Origin of the sequence: Citrobacter sp. wls619, from assembly GCF_005281345.1 — a bacterium.
GTDB lineage: Bacteria > Pseudomonadota > Gammaproteobacteria > Enterobacterales > Enterobacteriaceae > Citrobacter.
In genome coordinates this window covers 330577-347324 of record NZ_SZXJ01000095.1, presented here as the reverse complement: position 1 = coordinate 347324, position 16748 = coordinate 330577, and the positions used below count along the sequence as shown (strand labels likewise).

Genomic DNA, 16748 nt, shown 5'->3' with positions numbered 1-16748 from the left:
CTTTTCACTCACTTCCTGTTTTGTCAATCTCTCTCCACGCAACTTCTGAGCATCTCGACATTGTGTTCAATATAGCTGAGCGTCACCTTAATATCGCGGTGGCCGAGTAGTTTCTGCGTGACATACAAATTTTGCTCCGGTTTCTGCATCAATTCTGTGGCAACAGTATGACGGTAGCGATGTGATGAGAAACGGCTGTGGCAGGCATCGCTGAGTTTGGCAAAGAAATAACTCACCTGATTTTCTGTCATCGGTTTACCCTGGCGCAGCGTCCGCCGACTGAAACGATTGATGTTGAACAACTGATCGTCAGTCCGCATTCCCTTTGTTTTCGCTTCTTCAAGCATCCGCTCCAGATAGGGCCGTAACCGGGAGGCGATAGGAACAACGTGTTCATCATGGTTTTTACTGCCTTCGCTTTGAATAAACAGCGTGTCATGGACCAAATCGATATCCCTGACCCGCAGGTGAATAAGCTGATTCAGCCGGATAGCGGTGTAGTTGAAGGTTTCGACCACGGTCAGCCAAAACCATGCCGGATATAAAGGCGAACGATAGCCGCGCTGCATTTTCTCCCGTTCGATAAACTGGTTCAGCACTTTTCGGGAAGCGAGGATTTGCTCGCGGGTCAGGGTTTTCTTTTTCTTACGAGATTCCCGTAGTGATGTTTTCTGGAATGGATTGATGAACTGCTCCAGTAATCCTTGTTCAATCGCGAAGTTATATAAAGCCCGCATATGGCGCATATAGTGATTCCAGCTCACGGGTTTGATACAGCGCACATTTAACAGGTAATGACGCCACTCCAGTACCATATGTGGTGTGACTTCGGCGGGCAGTACGTTGCGCCAGTGAGTAAACTGGTTTACCGCCGTGCAATAGCAACTCTGGGTATCAGGGCGCAGCAGACGGGCAAAAAAATACTCTTCCAGGATCTGTTCAAAGGTCATTTGAGTGACTTCCTTCATTGAGCAAGAGATGAGGGTTATTAAAGGGAACGTCATCTCCAAAAAGCGGCGTGGGATCGTCAAGCAGATATCCCTTCAGACGTGAACAACGGCGTGGGCCGACAACGGCGCAGTGCCAGATGTTGAGGCCGTTTTTTTGTTTTCGGTGAAGATTCAGGTTCTGGAACTTCTTCTGTACCTCCCGCCAGTATTCTTCAGGGGCATTCTGACCACAGGTGCTAAGCCAGAGTTTGAAAATACCGGGCGTCACCAGAAACACCGATCCGGCGACGGTATGGATCCGGGCGTTAGGTTCATTGACTTCCAGATGTTGAGCCTGAACATTACGCACCAGCCACTGCCAGAAGGCTTCTCCTGAAAGTGGGGTATCGTTCTGTTCGGGTTGGGGGGATGGTTGTTCCACAGTGATATCCGTTGCAATCACTGTTTCTGTCGCATTCTGGACTTCCGCTATCGGTGTGACGGTTCCACTGAAGGTTGCAGGCCGCTGTTGTGGATCTTCCCAAATCAGCGAAGGGGAAAAGCGCAGCAGCGTAAGCTCACTGCTCCAGCCGCCGCTGGCCTCAATCCGGCAATACCAGATGGCTTTATCCTCACAGGGGATGAGTAACTGGTGAGCCTGCATCTCGTCGAACAGTCGCACGTTATGTTGCGGTACGGCGTCAATTCCCTGGCGCAGCAACCAGCCACGGACAGCATCGGCAGCGTTCTTACTGACCAGCCATAGCGCTTCTTCCGTCAGCCAGCCGTCAGAACCGCCATTCGGGTTGTTGAGTCGGAACTCATGCGCCAGTAGGTCGCGCAGGGCGGCGATGATTTGCTGCGGCAGAGAGGTCTGTGGGTGGTGGATAGCCTTGACCGGATCGCCGCCGAGATTAAACGCCACCGACGCCCGGTCGGCTTTCTGCACCAGTTCACCCGCCAGCCCGGCATACTGATACTGGCCGTTCAGGCAGTGCAGCAGAGTGGATAACGCCGCGGCATCGGCGGCGAGCCAGTCGAGGTTTTCCGGTGGGAGTAGCTGGGTGAGCAGAAGAGCTGCCGCAGCCGGATGGCGCAGATAATCACGTTGCGGCAGATAGCGAAACCGATAAGGCTGGGTCAGCGGACCATGCCATGGAAACCAGCGTTGCCCGCTGGCGTCCTCCACCTCAATATCAGTGATGAGTTTGCCCAGATCGTGCAGCAGTGCAGCGTAGATGATGACCGTCGTCCAGCGTTCGGACTGAGCGGCCTGATCTTCCGGCGCTGCATCAGGCGGAAAAAGATAACTCTGCCGCAGCCGTGCGGCATAACAGGCGGCTTCGAGACTGTGATCGAGCAAACCGCCCGCGTGGGAATGGTGATGGTTTTCCGAGGCCGGAAACGACTGCGCCAGTTCTGCGAAGCGGTGGATTGGTATCAGCCAGAAGCGTTCAAACAGTGAGGCGGGAAGGGCGGTGCTCTGCCGAATAAACTGGATAAGCTGTTGGCGGGTCGTTTCAGCCAGTAGCGTTTGCGCGGATTCAGGATGCAGCCATCCCTCCGCGACGTCTGGTTCGCCAGTGGATGGTGTGGTGTTTTGCTTTTTGCGCGTCAGCCATATCCGCATAATGGCCCTTTATTCCCAATGGATTTTGAGGTGCAGGAAGGCGGCGACGCAGTGAATCCCTAGGAGCTTACATAAGTAAGTGACTGGGGTGAGCGAGGAAAGCCAACGCATCTGCAACTCGAAAGACGAAGGGAAGAACCTTTTTCGGGTAAGTCCGTTCCCCCTTCACTCTCTTCCCCTTCACCCTTTGGATTTTGCCTTTTGGTGCCGTCAGATTTGGGGCGAAATTGTTTATTGGGCCACGCAAATTTATTGGAGTGGAGAAAAACGGCAGAGCAGGATGCTCCGCCGTTGATATGAAGGTCATGCGCTCAGCGCTAACGGTTGCTGCGCCCGTTCAAGCAGGTATTCACAGGCATTACGCGCTAAACCGCTGGCGCGGAAAATCGCTTTTTTGTCCTGCCGCAACACCTTCAGCCACGATGCGATGTAACTGTCATGCTGTAGCTTCGACTGGATGCCAACGTGAGCACACAGGAAAGCCGCTCCCATTTCGGCGACCAGCTCTTCAAAACTGTACGTCGGATCGCCGAAGGTATGCTTTCCGGCAGTGATGCCGTCCCGGTTCAGCCGTGAAGCGTGTCCGGTAGCGTGCGTCAGTTCATGCAGCAGCGTGCCGTAATAATCCTCAAGCGAAGTGAACTGCTCAGGATGCGGCATGATGATACAGTCGCGTCCCGGCGAGTAATACGCCCGATTCTGGCGTCGGTGAGTGATCACTACCGAGCTTTGCCGGGCAACCTGCTCGGCAGCGGCGATAGGGTCATCGACCATCACGACAGGTTGTGAAAACGCCTCCGGCAGATCTTCGCATTGCTGAATGTTGAACAGCCGGAACTCGCGTACCACGGCGTAGGACGTCACTTTAGGGTTGCCGTCAGCATCAAAAACCGCGTTCCCGTTGCTGTCTACTACCTCGCGCTGCTGGGGCAGATAAAACACGGCCAGTGTAGATTTTTCGCCTTTGCGGATGTTACCGCCCGCATTGCGAATTTGAGTGAAGGTCAGCCAGCGATCGCTTTCATATCCCTGTCGTTCTGCGCTGTTCCAGAGCAGAGGAATATTGATGCCGTGATAAAACCGCCCGGACAGGGCATTCATCGGCACCACCGGTTCCCCTTCTCGCCACGGGCGAACCCAGGGGATCACACCTTTCTCCAGCGCGGCGATAATTTCATCGGTGACTTTTTGGTAAAGATCGTTGCTTCTGTTCATAAGCGTAACCTCATGATAAAGAAGCCGGGTACAGCGCTCCCGGTCGGGAGTCACCCGGCATGGGAGTAGAGGATGCTGAGGTAATCAGCTGGTGTGAAGGGCAGTAACCAACAAGTGATCATCTTCAAGGGTTAAGCGCAGCGGCGTCATCAGCGGTACATTGCTGCTGCCGTCGGCGGGAAAACAGTACAGACCGAAATTAATACTCTTACGGTCTGGGCCTGCGCTTTTGAATGTCAGTATGGTCGCGACAATCAGGTTTTCGAGACGGTCGTCTTCCTGAGAGGGATCGGGTGGAAAACTGACTACCTTTTCCCAGGCCTCAGATGAGATAGACAATGATAAGGATGTTGCTTCAGTGATGGATGAAGTTGGCATAGTATTTCTCCAGTGATGAAAGCAGAGAAACACCGCCCGACAGGGAGGAATTCCCTGCATGGTGGGGTAGAGGATGTATCAGGCGCTAAGCGCTGTCCGTGAGGATGATACGGAGCGGACGAAAAGGCGAGCCTCACCGGGTAGGTGGCAACCTGAAGGCTCTGGTTGCGGGGTGAACTTCGTCCAGATTAATACGGTATAAATAATAATCAAGAGCCTGGTTGTTCAGCGAGAGAGTCTGGGAGTCGTTATTCCTGAATCCACTTTGGTGTGCAAGGGTTATCCGCTACAGGGGATAAAGGTAATTTATCCTCTGGAGGGGATAAAGCATATTGGGCAATCGATGATACCTGCGAAGCTTACGGCTCAGGCTTTGAAGATCTGCTTACGATGCCAGCCGACGTATTGTTCAGTGGGCCACAGCGATATGTCATGAGGAAGATGCAACTGCTGGCCGTTCCGTTGCCAGAACAGATTATCCACTACCGGGCTACGGCTGACGCCGCCGGAGATACGGATAGTCAGGCTTTCATCCAGCCCGAATGCGCCCATATCAAAAGCATCATGGTGCAGAGAACACAGCGCCAGACCATTGTTAACCACACACGGCCCACCATAGGTTTTCCAGTGGATATGGGCTGCTTCAATACCAACCAGCGCACCATCCAGCCGTAGGTCGTAACCGCAGAAAGCACATCGCGAATGGTAAGCCCGGAGAACGATATCTCTGAAGCGCGGATCGCGGTTCTTCGAACGATCGATAAAATCCAGACCCAGTTGGTTGGCGAGGATCCGCTGAATACTCTCGGGGAAACGATCGATCAGGATCTGCTGGGCCAGTTGGTCGATTACTTCAGGGTGTGCAAGTAAGTGGTGGTAAGCTGTTTCATCAAAGCCGCCCGCTACTTGGTTATCAATTAACTCTTTCTTGGTCGGTTGGGTGTTGCCTTTACGGGGTTTACAGCCTTCCGCGTTAGTGATTTCCCAGAAGCCATCAGTTCTGAGCCGCCAGAAAGGCATATTTGGATAGTCAGTGTGCCGCTTGGGGCCAAACTCTTTCAGCAGGTGAGTGAGCGGTTCGTGGATCTCTAGGCCGTAGTTAAACAGGCGCGGGTGGCCTACTTTGTACTGCGATAACACAAACAACAGCAGCAACGGCTTGTGCGGCGCGCATACGTCACCCTGACGCCACACGGAAACGTTGGAGATGGCTGATTTCAGCGTTTCGAGAGATATCATAGGAATGAACCGGGTAACAGGCTGATGTTATTGCGATCATGCTCGCAAAAACGCTGAAATTCAATTGTTGATCGTCACGTTGGTTAGAGCAAAATTGACGTTTTATGTCTGTAATTGTGAAAGGTAACCTTTGCTTATTTACAGGAGTTGGTAATCATGTATAACCGAGCAGAAGAAACTGCTGGATGCAGCATAGCCCAGCCTCTTCTGGAGGCTATATGAGACAGTCGATGATTCGAAGTCAAATGAAGTAGGCCAACGTGTTTCTCCAGTGAGGAAAATTGAGAAACATTGCTTGGCAGAGACGAATGCCCTGCTTATAGGTGGCATTAGGTGCTGAGTATTGTCCGTTCGAGGATATAAACGGCGGAAAGGCTATACTTACCAGCAAGCATCATAATCCAAAGGCTATGGTTGCGGGTTAACTTTAAATATGATAATTCTTTTTAAGAGTCTTTAATATTGGTTAAGGCTATTTGAAATGTTAGAATTAGATCTCGGCAAAATGGAAGTTGAGGATATCTTTGAACTAGATATAAAGGAGTCTGATGTTCTAAAAATATACATCCCATTGGATAGTATTGGAGTTACAAATTCATATATAGATATTTGTGATGACTATTTAGAAGCAATATGGGTTGGTGAGAGATTAGCGTCAGAAGCCAAGGTCGCTAATGTGGTTTATGATTACCCTTTAGGGACGCATAAGACTCGATTGTGTTTAATAATTCATGAGCCAAGCATTAATATAAAAATCGCCCTCGAAGAATGTATCTCCTTATATTGTAGGGGTGATGATGGTAATTCAGTATTCTACCAATCTGTACGCGATAAAGTTTTAGATTTTGAACTGGAATTAGAAAACCACCCTATTAGGCTCCCCGAAATAGCAGACGATTACTATGCGAACTTAATAGAGGGGGCTTATTGTGAAATGTTATCTGAATCACCTGAATTATATCATGACGAGTTAAAAAAATATCCTGAGAGGGCGTTCGGATATTGGAGAAGTTCCTTTAGTAGTAAATTAGATAATAATTGCTATGTCTCTAAGGCAGGATGGCTATTTCCTGATGATTTAAATCTTAATCACTTTTTTGAAGTTACCGGTCAAAAATATCGAACTGAGACGCTATTACCAGCAGAAATATTGATAATAAATGATACTTCTTATGTAATGGCGGATGGTCTGGTTGCATATTTTCCGATGAAGCAATATATTAACTCAATGATTTGTAGTAGCCTTGCAATGTTTGCCGATGCTGAAGGAGATAAAGAAACAGAAGAGTACGATTGGTCAGATAGAGATATATATGATCCAAAAATGTTTGCTATTGAACATGCTTATATTTCATCTCAGAATATAAATAAATGTATGATAGATCCTAATGGAACAATGACTGCTGCTTATGATGGCAAATGTTGGCATCTTTTATATGACACAAAAATACTTTCAATAAATGCAATAAAAAGAATCTACGATAAGTTTAGAACAATATCATTAGCATTCGCTAATTATATAAATCTTCCTGATAATATCAGTTGCAAATGGGATTCTCTTTCCGATGAACAATTTGAGCAGCTTTGTTATGATGTAATTCATACGCATCCAAGGTTTAATTCTGACACAATAAGAAAATATGGTAAGTCTCGCTCCAGAGATGGAGGGAGGGATATTGAAGTGTTTGATATTCCAAGAACTGCTGGAGATATTCCTCGTAAATGGATTTTCCAGTGCAAACTTATAACAAATTCGAAGTCATTATCTGCAACAAGATTGATTGATGTAGGGGATATGTTAGAGCATTATAATGCTCAAGGATTTGGTGTGATGACATCAGCGCCAATTGATGCAACACTATATGATAAACTTGATGCTATCTGCAGTAAGCGTAAAATAGAGCAAATGAATTTTTCAGTATTAGAGTTAGAGCGCGCACTATATTATGACGGTATATTAAGATGCCGTTATTTTGGTAAATAACATAAAATCAATCAATATGGTAATATATCAATTGTGATTGATGGAAACAAAGCACATAAATACCATCTTATAAAGTTTGTGTTTTTTATGCTAATAATATAGTTTTCCTATAGGATATAAGGGAAACTATATTTATTAACTTCCATGATTGACTAACTGAAAATACACGCCGTCGTTTTTATAAAACGACGGCGTATCTTATTATTTATATATCTTTTGATTTTGTTCGCAACCACTCATGTTGATCTAAACCTATTCTTGAAAGATTGCTAACAATATCAGTTGTAATTTTCTGTGCATACGTTGTTTTTATTTCCCCAATCCATTTCAATACTTTAGGAGTGGATGTTCTTTCAACGAGTAAAGGAACGAATGAGATGTAGTCAGTATTAACTAGATTGTTCCTTTTCCCGATGATGACGCCGTTCCCATTTTCGACTCCAAAGGAAAATGAAATAATATTAGAAGCTTTTGCCGGCATTTTGATTTTATAAAAATCGCCATGTTCATCTTCGATTAACAAATTGTAATTATTATCATCTAGCGTTCCCTTGAGGAATAAAAAATCGGCTTTTTCATGCAATCTGACACTATCACATAATGGTTGTATGCATAGATAGACAAAATTATATGCATCTAAAAGCAAAGTCCCTTGTTTTAATGATACATTATCTATATGAGAATGGTATCTTAAATTCCTGCGCGTGATTTCAAGAGAGCATAATTGCATTAATTTTTTATCTTCTTCACCATCTTGGCTTAAGTATTCCTTTTTACCTAAAGATGCGCGTTCAATAGCATGTTGAATTTCTTCTAAAGAATCAGCCGAGAGTATATTCCTTAGATGTTCTACTGATAAGTCTTTTTGTGTTTTTTTTCCAGTTAATAGAAAATTCTTGCGACCATTTTTTGTATATTGAAAAATAGGCCAGTGGGATAAGGAATCTTTGCTTAAAGATTTCTTTAAGTTTTCACTTATTTGCAATGTTGATCTTATTTCTTCAGAAATTAAATCCACTGCATAATCATGAGCGTTTTCATAAGCATATGGCCTTGATTCTCTGGAGTTCATTAAATTTAAAATGTGGGAAACATATGCAGTGTCTAATTTATTATTATACTTCGTTAATATTCCATGGGTTTTTTCTCTTATTTCAGAGATGCAAGAGAGTGCGGCGTTGGATAGCAATCCAGCTGTAAGGTTAGTGAATTTTTTTATTAATACATTTGGAAGATCTTTTTCATAAACGTCTTTACTAATAACAACTATACACCATTGGTCAAGTGCATAGTTATCTTCAATAAAAATACTATCATCATTTTTTATTACGCTACGGTATATTTTCTTTAACTCATTGTTCAACTTAGTTATAACTGCAGTAACATGTTCACCAGTATAAATAGAAAGAAGACGTAAACGCCCTCCAGAATTTATATCTGATACGATAATCGACTTTATTATTTCAATAGCAAATTGCCCACTATCGCTTTGCATATCCCAGTCAAGTATTGTTATATCTGCCTTACGGGATGATGCTGTAATTATATCTCTTTCTTCAATATTAAAACTTTTGGCTAATAATCCGCAACAAGCAATGCCATCTTTGGCGAAAGCTTCTGCTAGAGCTTGGTAATCAAAAGGATGGTTTTTTATCTTTGCTTTTGATTTAGTTAATTCTATCCCTTGGGATGCTGATGGTGTTATTATTGGTGTAGCCTCATCGTCGGGATCAACTAAAGCATCAATATCTTCGTCTGTAGGGAAAGTATCGCTACCTGCTCCAAAAGACATATTGTCATCTACAGCAACTACAGAATGTAAAAAACGGCGAACGCAGTCTTCAGAAAGTTTATGAAAATCAGTAGAACTTGTCATTTATTTATATCCGTTATTCACTTTTTTCTTCTGATGGTTCAATAATAAAGAAAGCACCCTGATCAGGTGTGTAATCATCCAATTTTATGGTAAACCCATCTCGAGATAAACACTCTTTGGAAATGAATAATCCCATTCCACGACCTCCTGTTTTTCGTGTAAATCCCATATCAAATATTATATCTCGATCTCTAGTTGAAACACCGGGGCCTGTATCACCAATAACAAATCCTGTTTCAGTAGCATCAAGTATAAGTCTTTTTTCTCCTGTTGTTTTCCCGAGCCAGTATATTGCATTATCAATTAAATTGATAAAGACAGGATAAATAGTTGATGTATAAGTTACAACTTCTTGGCTAACAAATTTTGAGGTAGTGAATAATTCAATTCCTTCTTTCTCAAGACGATCATCGAATACGTCTCTGATAAATTCTAAAATCGCAGTTCCAGTTATGTTTGTTTTGGAGCGACTTAAACGTCTTGTTAATGGTGTAAAGGTTTTTAAATAACCATCTAAGTGATCAAAACTAGTTCTGATTTTTTGGTATATAATATCAAGCTTAGGGTTTCTGTCTGCCCATGCTTTCAATTCCCTTAGCGCGCTTCGAATTGCCCTAATATTACCATTGAATTCATGATGTACTACGGAAAGAGCCATGCCAAGTAGTATTAGCTCTGCGTTATTTGCTTGTTGGTCACGTAAATGTTCAAGTTCAGTTTCGATTGCTTCAGTTACTTGAGCTGATGATAAATTTTCTGAAATGGTACTATCACTAATTATGGAAATCTGGTCGGTCAGTTTTTTTATTTCATTAATGACTTCGTTTGAAGTATTCTCAATTTTACTTTCTAGATTTCTTTTTACATCCAATATGTACGCAGTATCTTTGCCATTAAGATTGGTTGATTGAAACTCATAAGAAATATTTTTTAGTTCACTTTTATGTTTTTTCTTATTATCAGAGATTAGCTTGTTTGCTTTAGATTGTACATCTTTCAAAGCATTTTTAGCATCATTATATAGCTTAGTGAGTTCTTTATCGTAGTAACTTTGCTGTAGATTCAAAGAATCCTCAAGTCTTTTCCGTAAGTTGAGGAAATCATTATTTTTATTGTCTAGCTCTATAAGCTTTCTGTCAACGTTGTCTTTTAGCTCATTTAATGATGACAATATTTTTTGTCTTTCTATTTGATATCTATCCCATAAGTTTGATAATTCTTTTGTTAACCCAACTCCAGAGGGTTTCTTTATATCGATAGAATTACGTAAGTTTTTTATGATGGTATCATTCTGTTCTTTAATTTTATTATATACATAATCTATATTGGTGTCTGTTATTTCTGTGCTGGAAAAGTAGTCTTCGTTTTTATTTATTAGTTTATTTATTTCAATGTTCCAGTAATCATTATCTAACTTATCAAAAAAGTCATATAAATCTTTCTTTAATCTGTCTTTTTTAGCTTTAGTTTGTTTAGATCTTTTGGACAATAGATCATGCTCTTCATTTCTACGTTGCTTTGTCTCAACAAATAATTCAGACATGTCACCATCATCTTTAAAGAAATCTCTTGCTATTTCGATAAAGAAATTCTCAAGCATTTCTTTAAATTGTTTATATGGTTTATTTTCAATGAATCCTTCTCGCCCCGCCTTTTCGACTAACGAAGCATTGTTTTCTTTTGTTAATTCTATTGCTCCAAACAGACGTCGATATGAGAAAAAATATTCAGAAGCGGATAACGTTCTTCGTTTTTCTATTTTCAGGAAATCCGTATCTGAATCTCCGTAAGGTAAAATTCTTAATCCATCTCGATAGATATATAAACCACCATACCTATCAGTTTTCTCCTTCAGTGGGGCCCACAGCTCCATGGGTAATCGTGAGTCACGGAGTCGACCATGAATATATGCTAACTTTATCTTAAAAGGGCCGCATTGAGTTAATTGATTATTATTTTTCCAAGTTACCACATGGTTGATTGGTTTTTCACCATAAACAGAAACAGTACCACTAAATTGACCAAATTCATTGAACCATCCTTCAATATGGTGATCTGCAATATTGAATTCTTGCGGTGTAAAAAAAATTGATTCGCTAATTCTATCAATACACTCACCATCTTCCAAATAGTCTCTAAAACGAGCTATAATAGGAGGATTCGAATCACTGTACATTGTGTTAGTGAAGCCTAATAAGGCTTTTTCTAAGCGGGAAGATTGCTCTGTTGTTTTATTGCTATCACTCGTGGAAATATCATCTATTAATATTTCTTCGGTAGGAGTTATTATAAAATGAGTCCCGTGACCATCACCGGATAGTTTTAATCCGCCTAATTTTCTCTCCCATAAAATAGGATCAAATTCAAAAAATGATAATTGTGTATTTATTTGTGATAGTTTTGATTTCGATATTTTGTGTGATAAGGAGTCTAAATTATTTTTTGCTTGCTCCAGCATCTCATCAAGAATCTTTTTACTAAGAGGCTCACCGTTGTTAATAGTTCTAATCGGTATATCTATATCATCAAGATCAAGTGATGGTATTGCAAATAGACTCCAATTAACAAATGCAGCAACTAAAGGCTTAAGTTCATTGTTTCTTTTGGCCCTAGTAAGAACCAGCACCTGTGGTCCAATTGCTGCAATAGATAAACGACCTATACCTTTCTCTCCCATAATAGGGCGGAAAGTTTTATTTCTGTCTATCACGGGTTTATCAATGGCATCTTCGTCTATTAATTTGCTGGAGGTACCAATTGTTAACCATCTCTCTTCAAATTCATCAGCGGTCATGCCTAAACCATCATCTCTCAGGATAAGAAGATTCTCTTTCCTGAAAAAATCAACTTCAACATTATCAGCATAAGCATCGTGAGCATTTTTAAATAACTCACTTAGGGCAGTAGGTATACCAGCAATTTGTTGTCTGCCAAGCATATCCAAAGCTCGGGCTTTTGTTTTTATTTTAGCCATATATCTATGAATCCTTATTAGTACAATTTTCTATGAGATGTAGCCCAAATAGTCTGGCGAGTTCGCAAGGTACAGCGTTGCCGATTTGCTTTGCCATTGAGTTCAGCGAACCTTTGAAGACATAACTTAAAGGAAATGTTTGTAATCTTGATGCTTCTCTTATGCTGATTGCTCTATGTTGCGTGGGATCTGGATGCCCAAAACGACCATTGGAGTAACTATTACATTTCGTCGTAAGCGTAGGCGCAGGTCTATCCCAACTCATTCTTCCATAAGTATCTGTATGACCATCATAATTTTTATGGCATTTATTTACTAACTCTTCTGGCCAGTTTCTTCTATCCCCCCCCTCTGGAGTGTGCATAATTCTTTTTAAGTTAAGAGGGGTTAGTGTTCCTGCTCTATGTAAAGGATCTTTGGGATCGGTTTCTCCTGAACATAATTTTGTGAAGTCTTGGATATAATCCCGTACAGTTTTGAATGGAATTTTATTTTTACCATGAGTTATTTCAGGTGGAGTAACTTCACCTACTCGACTGGCTAAGAGCACGAGCCTTTTTCTTCTCTGGGGGATCCCATAATTCTCAGAGTTGGCTATAAAAGATATATAATTATACTCTAACTCTTTAAGTAGTTTAATAAACTCTTGGAATGGACCTTCTTTTTCTTCATCAATTTTTTGCATTCCAGGAACATTTTCAAGCATAATATATTCAGGAAGGAGTTCTCTAATAAAACGATGAGTTTCATTTAATAGATTTCTTCTTGAGTCGTCACTAGTTTTGTTTTTATTCTGTTGCGAAAACGGTTGACATGGAGCACATGCACTTAGCAACAAAGGCCGTTTAGCTTGAATATCAATGATTTCGGAGATATCTTTAGGCTCTATTTTCCTAATATCATCTTGGATGAATTTTGCATCAGGGAAGTTTGCTTTAAACGTTTCTGATGCTTGTGGGTCAATATCTAATCCAAGCTCGATATCAAAGCCAGCCTGACGTAGCCCTTCACTGGCTCCGCCACAGCCACAAAAAAAATCTATAACTATCAATTTGATACCTTCTTTGAACTAAATAGAATAACTCGAATAAGTTGATATTTTAAATAAAATTGGTTGGTATGGATATAAACTTTGGTCACGCTACCGCCCTGAGGTAATGGCCATCCCCAGACCTTTTGAAGGGATTATGAACAACACTCTGTCAATGTTCAACGATGTTAATCCATACAGATCACAAACTTAGTTAATGAATTGAGTGATAATTAATCACTTATGATTAGGTATACAACAAAAAAACATTAGATAAGTTGGTATGACGGGCTTTCGGAGGGTTTTGTATCTAATTGTGCTGAACACAGTTTGTGCAATAAATTGACACTCAATCATATTGTTATGCCGCATTGTGCTGAGGGCGTAATAATTCACCTCCCAATCATCCCCCCAGCCTTCCCCCCACTGTCCTGCGCCACCTTAACCCCACCCGCCAGCGCCCCATTCACCGCCACGCCAACCCTCACCCCCGCCCACGTCATTGCCCCCAGCCAGAACGTTGGCAGCACCAAAAACATCGACCCCATCACCAGATTGATAATCACATCATCCTGCGAGTTCTGGATCCCGGCCAGATTCCAGCTACTGTGAGTATCACTGCTGTAAAGCACGCCCAGCAGCCAGCTATCTAGCCACCGGGCCAGCTCCCACCAAAACGTCAGGAAAAACAGCGCAAACTGCACAAACGTCAGCGTCATTACCGCCTTAACGTCCCAGGCCGAGCAGAGCGTTACCAGCGGAATACAAATCACCAGCGCCATTTGCAGCAACGCCTGTACCATTGGCAGAGCCTGACGCACGCTGTCAAACGCCGGGAAGGCCACCGCACTACCGATGATGTTCCCAGCAGTGGAGGCTAACCGCGTGGCGGCGTTAGTGAGCGTACCATCGACATTACCGCCGTAGCCGGGGTAAACGCGTCCATCCTGCGATACCTGCATATTGCGTTCACTGACCAGCGAGCGCAGCACGGCCTCTTCATATACTGCCTGCGACTGGCCGATCTTTTTAAACGCCGTCCAGATATCCGGGGCCGGGAGTTGCAGGAGTCGGGCCTTCAGCCCAACAGTGTCGTCGGCCCACCACTGTTTGCAGGTGGGGTAGCCGCCCGCGCCCGTATCGGCCAGCCCGGCATCGCGTGATGTGCTGTACGGCCACGCACTGTGCGGTGAAAGCGCATGGTCGGTATCGTAGTAACCAGCCGTGTTGAGAAAATAAGATGATCCCAGCCAGGCCGTATCGTCACTGGTGTCATCGTCCAGCTCTCCGGCGCGGAATTTCAGGCGGGCGCGGGAAGGGGCATAACACTCCTCGACAAAATCCCGCAGTTCCTGAGCCAGCGCCGGATCCTTAATTCGGGTGTGCTGTACCTCAAAACGGATCTGACGCAGATCCGGCTGGCAGGGAAGGGTGGCAACCGTTGCGCTGGTGATGCCTTTGCTGATCACATGAATAAAATACCACCAGACCGGGACGGCGGCGGTTTTACCGCCCAGCGAGTTTATAATCGGTTGATAGCCGGTATCGGCGGGCTGCGGCACCGACATGCCGCACTGCTTTGAGCGCGTGGTGTCATATTTGATGGTATCGAGGTCGATGTTCAACATTGGCACGCAGGTGAACATAATCACCAGCAGCGAGGTGTACATCAGGTGCTCGGTCCATATCAGGGACAACGCAGCTTTGTTGCCTTCATCCGCTCCCTGACTTCTGGCCTGTAACCACAGTGCCAGCAGCTTAATCAACAGCGGCAGGGCGAATAATCCGGTGGCGCTAATCGCATTCCACAGCCCGTTATTGACCACCCAGCCGAGCAGCGTCAGAAAGTATTCCAGATAGCTGTTGGTCGTCACCGGAACGCCTCCGGCACGATTTCGTTGAGCACAATCAGTACGATAAATATCAGCGCGATACGGCGGATTGCCGGACGATGTGGCGGTAAGCGGTCATACAGACGCCAGCCCACACCACAAATCACGCCATACAGCATTATGCGCCAGGGCAGCAGGTCGCTGTGGTTAATCTGCGGTGTATTGCCAGCAGCCAGATAAAACATCACCGCCATACAGACCAGAAGCAGGGTGCCGGACAGCATCAGTCGCTTCATTGCGTCTCTCCGCCTGTGGGTTTGCTGAGATCGTCCACCCGTTTGTCGGTATCGTCTTCTACGCCGATAGCCTGGCCTTTAGTCTTCGCCCGCATTGTCTGGCGTTCAAGGATGGTCAGTGCCGCGTTATCCGCCAGCGCCTGACGCATATCCAGCTCCAGTTTAAGCTGCGACAGTTCCTGGTCGAGCTGGGCGGTGGTCTGGGCCAGGGCGGTTTGTGCCTCTTTTTCACCGGAGACATTGGGTTCGCGCATTCCTGCCAGCAGCGTGCGCCGGGCCATCAGCGCCTGTTCCATCACGCGGGAGAGGGCCAGTTCGCCGGAGAGCCGCTGGATAAGTACCGCTGCATCGGGATCGTCGCGTAGCGCCTCAATCACGCCGCGCGTAAGATGCAGTTCGCCACCGCTGGCCTGCGCCAGCGTGTCATCGTTAACGGGCTGGCTGCGGTTCACCATATCGATAATCAGCGGCTGGATTTTATCCTGTTCTTCCTGAATCAGCGGCGTCAGCCCGACGCCAGATTGTGCGCCGCTTTGCTGGTCAGTGTCGCCGGATTGATCGTTATCCGGGGCGACGTTAATGGTCTGTTCACCAACCACCCGCGTTAGCCACTGCGCGGCATCGTCAGGCTTGCTCCATACCTGGCAAAGTTCCCCCTGACAGTCGTTGCTGGATACCGAGCTGGTGCTGGTCGCGCTGCGATTATTGAGGATGTTGTAGCCTGCAACCGTCGTATCGCGAACCAGTTTGATGGGCGATTGACCTTTACCGCCGCGATGTTCGCCACCAACCCAGCGTTTGCCTTTCTCTGCCGCTTCTTCGGCCGCTCTCTGGTCGGCGCGAACGGCGTCTTTTTCGCTGGCCGCAATTCCCTGATAGTTCTCCGCCTGGGCGCTCTGCGTCCATGCCGGACCGAGCGCATAATCGGTCATCTTGCCAGCCATCTTCTGGCAGCTTAACAGTGATTTATCAAAGTCGAGTCGTCCCTGAAGCACGCCGTTGGTCAGCAGATCGTAGAGCTGGGGATTGGCACGCTGGATCACCATCGCGGGCAGGCTGGCGACCGCACTGGTAGCGCTTTCGATAACCTCACCCATTAGTTGCTGGAAGCCGTCCGTCACGCCGTTGAGCTGATTGCGCACCGTGGTATCAATATCGAAATTGCCGCACATCATATCGCTGTTCCAGCTTACACCTGCCGTCAGCGGGAAGGTGTTACGCCGGGTTGCGGAAGGGGGAATGGCCGCACCGCCGCCGATGCGGTAATACATCCAGTCGCTGATTGCCCCCTGTTGCTGATACTGATATTTATCAGCCGCCGGGGCGAAAAAGGCGACGAACAGAAGACACCAGGCTGAGCGCATC

Annotated in this window: 12 protein-coding genes; 1 reads left to right on the top strand and 11 read right to left on the bottom strand. The window is 45.0% G+C overall.

All coding sequences use genetic code 11. From position 1 onward, the window contains the following. Positions 1-23: 23 nt before the first annotated feature. The 5 genes from FDX19_RS18940 to FDX19_RS18920 form a co-directional block, all read right to left on the bottom strand. Positions 24-950 carry a site-specific integrase gene (locus tag FDX19_RS18940; protein ID WP_137383917.1) on the bottom strand — a complete coding sequence of 309 codons (927 nt, stop codon included), beginning with the start codon at positions 948-950 and terminating at the stop codon, positions 24-26. Then, positions 940-2559, bottom strand: a complete 1620-nt coding sequence (gene mobH / locus FDX19_RS18935; RefSeq protein ID WP_137383916.1) for a MobH family relaxase — start codon at positions 2557-2559, stop codon at positions 940-942. Before mobH ends, FDX19_RS18940 begins: the two co-directional genes overlap by 11 nt. Positions 2560-2862: 303 nt before the next feature. Continuing rightward, positions 2863-3774, bottom strand: coding sequence for an ArdC family protein (locus tag FDX19_RS18930; protein WP_137383915.1), 912 nt, complete (start codon positions 3772-3774; stop codon positions 2863-2865). Positions 3775-3858: 84 nt separating this feature from the next. After that, positions 3859-4152 (bottom strand): hypothetical protein, encoded by a 294-nt coding sequence (locus FDX19_RS18925; RefSeq protein ID WP_001143291.1) that lies wholly within the window; start codon positions 4150-4152, stop codon positions 3859-3861. Positions 4153-4518: 366 nt separating this feature from the next. Then, entirely contained in the window at positions 4519-5391 is an 873-nt protein-coding gene (locus FDX19_RS18920; RefSeq protein WP_137383914.1) for a phosphorothioated DNA-binding restriction endonuclease, read from the bottom strand. Between the two features lie 481 nt (positions 5392-5872). Here FDX19_RS18920 and FDX19_RS25180 point away from each other — a divergent pair, with 481 nt between their 5' ends. Next, complete coding sequence (locus FDX19_RS25180) at positions 5873-7375, top strand: hypothetical protein (RefSeq protein WP_170974403.1); 1503 nt, start codon at positions 5873-5875, stop codon at positions 7373-7375. A 205-nt stretch (positions 7376-7580) separates the two neighbouring features. Here the strand turns inward: FDX19_RS25180 and FDX19_RS18910 are convergent, their stop codons facing one another. The 6 genes from FDX19_RS18910 to FDX19_RS18885 all read right to left on the bottom strand — a co-directional run bounded on the left by FDX19_RS18910 (position 7581) and on the right by FDX19_RS18885 (position 16747). Further along, positions 7581-9251, bottom strand: a complete 1671-nt coding sequence (locus tag FDX19_RS18910) for a response regulator receiver domain (RefSeq protein WP_170974402.1) — start codon at positions 9249-9251, stop codon at positions 7581-7583. 13 nt (positions 9252-9264) lie between these two features. Further along, complete coding sequence (locus FDX19_RS18905) at positions 9265-12225, bottom strand: ATP-binding protein (RefSeq protein WP_137383913.1); 2961 nt, start codon at positions 12223-12225, stop codon at positions 9265-9267. A 4-nt stretch (positions 12226-12229) separates the two neighbouring features. Continuing rightward, the gene (locus tag FDX19_RS18900) at positions 12230-13276 is read right to left on the bottom strand and encodes a DNA cytosine methyltransferase (protein WP_079805248.1); all 1047 of its coding nucleotides are present in this window, start codon (positions 13274-13276) and stop codon (positions 12230-12232) included. Between the two features lie 371 nt (positions 13277-13647). After that, a complete protein-coding gene (locus FDX19_RS18895) occupies positions 13648-15129 on the bottom strand; it encodes a conjugal transfer protein TraG N-terminal domain-containing protein (protein ID WP_137383912.1) in 1482 nt (493 codons plus the stop codon). Further along, positions 15126-15383, bottom strand: a complete 258-nt coding sequence (locus FDX19_RS18890) for a hypothetical protein (protein ID WP_137383911.1) — start codon at positions 15381-15383, stop codon at positions 15126-15128. The genes FDX19_RS18895 and FDX19_RS18890 overlap by 4 nt, the downstream gene beginning before the upstream one ends. After that, positions 15380-16747: an integrating conjugative element protein gene (locus tag FDX19_RS18885; protein WP_137383910.1), complete on the bottom strand. Its 1368-nt coding sequence runs from the start codon at positions 16745-16747 to the stop codon at positions 15380-15382. Before FDX19_RS18885 ends, FDX19_RS18890 begins: the two co-directional genes overlap by 4 nt. Position 16748 lies beyond the last annotated feature (1 nt).

Excerpts from the sequence above, each read along its gene's own strand:
- FDX19_RS18940 (WP_137383917.1), bottom strand. The coding sequence starts at position 950 with ATGACCTTTGAACAGATCCTGGAAGAGTATTTTTTTGCCCGTCTGCTG.
- mobH (WP_137383916.1), bottom strand. The coding sequence starts at position 2,559 with ATGCGGATATGGCTGACGCGCAAAAAGCAAAACACCACACCATCCACT.
- FDX19_RS18920 (WP_137383914.1), bottom strand. The coding sequence starts at position 5,391 with ATGATATCTCTCGAAACGCTGAAATCAGCCATCTCCAACGTTTCCGTG.
- FDX19_RS18905 (WP_137383913.1), bottom strand. The coding sequence starts at position 12,225 with ATGGCTAAAATAAAAACAAAAGCCCGAGCTTTGGATATGCTTGGCAGA.
- FDX19_RS18930 (WP_137383915.1), bottom strand. The coding sequence starts at position 3,774 with ATGAACAGAAGCAACGATCTTTACCAAAAAGTCACCGATGAAATTATC.
- FDX19_RS18885 (WP_137383910.1), bottom strand. The coding sequence starts at position 16,747 with ATGCGCTCAGCCTGGTGTCTTCTGTTCGTCGCCTTTTTCGCCCCGGCG.
- FDX19_RS18910 (WP_170974402.1), bottom strand. The coding sequence starts at position 9,251 with ATGACAAGTTCTACTGATTTTCATAAACTTTCTGAAGACTGCGTTCGC.
- FDX19_RS18925 (WP_001143291.1), bottom strand. The coding sequence starts at position 4,152 with ATGCCAACTTCATCCATCACTGAAGCAACATCCTTATCATTGTCTATC.
- FDX19_RS18890 (WP_137383911.1), bottom strand. The coding sequence starts at position 15,383 with ATGAAGCGACTGATGCTGTCCGGCACCCTGCTTCTGGTCTGTATGGCG.
- FDX19_RS25180 (WP_170974403.1), top strand. The coding sequence starts at position 5,873 with ATGTTAGAATTAGATCTCGGCAAAATGGAAGTTGAGGATATCTTTGAA.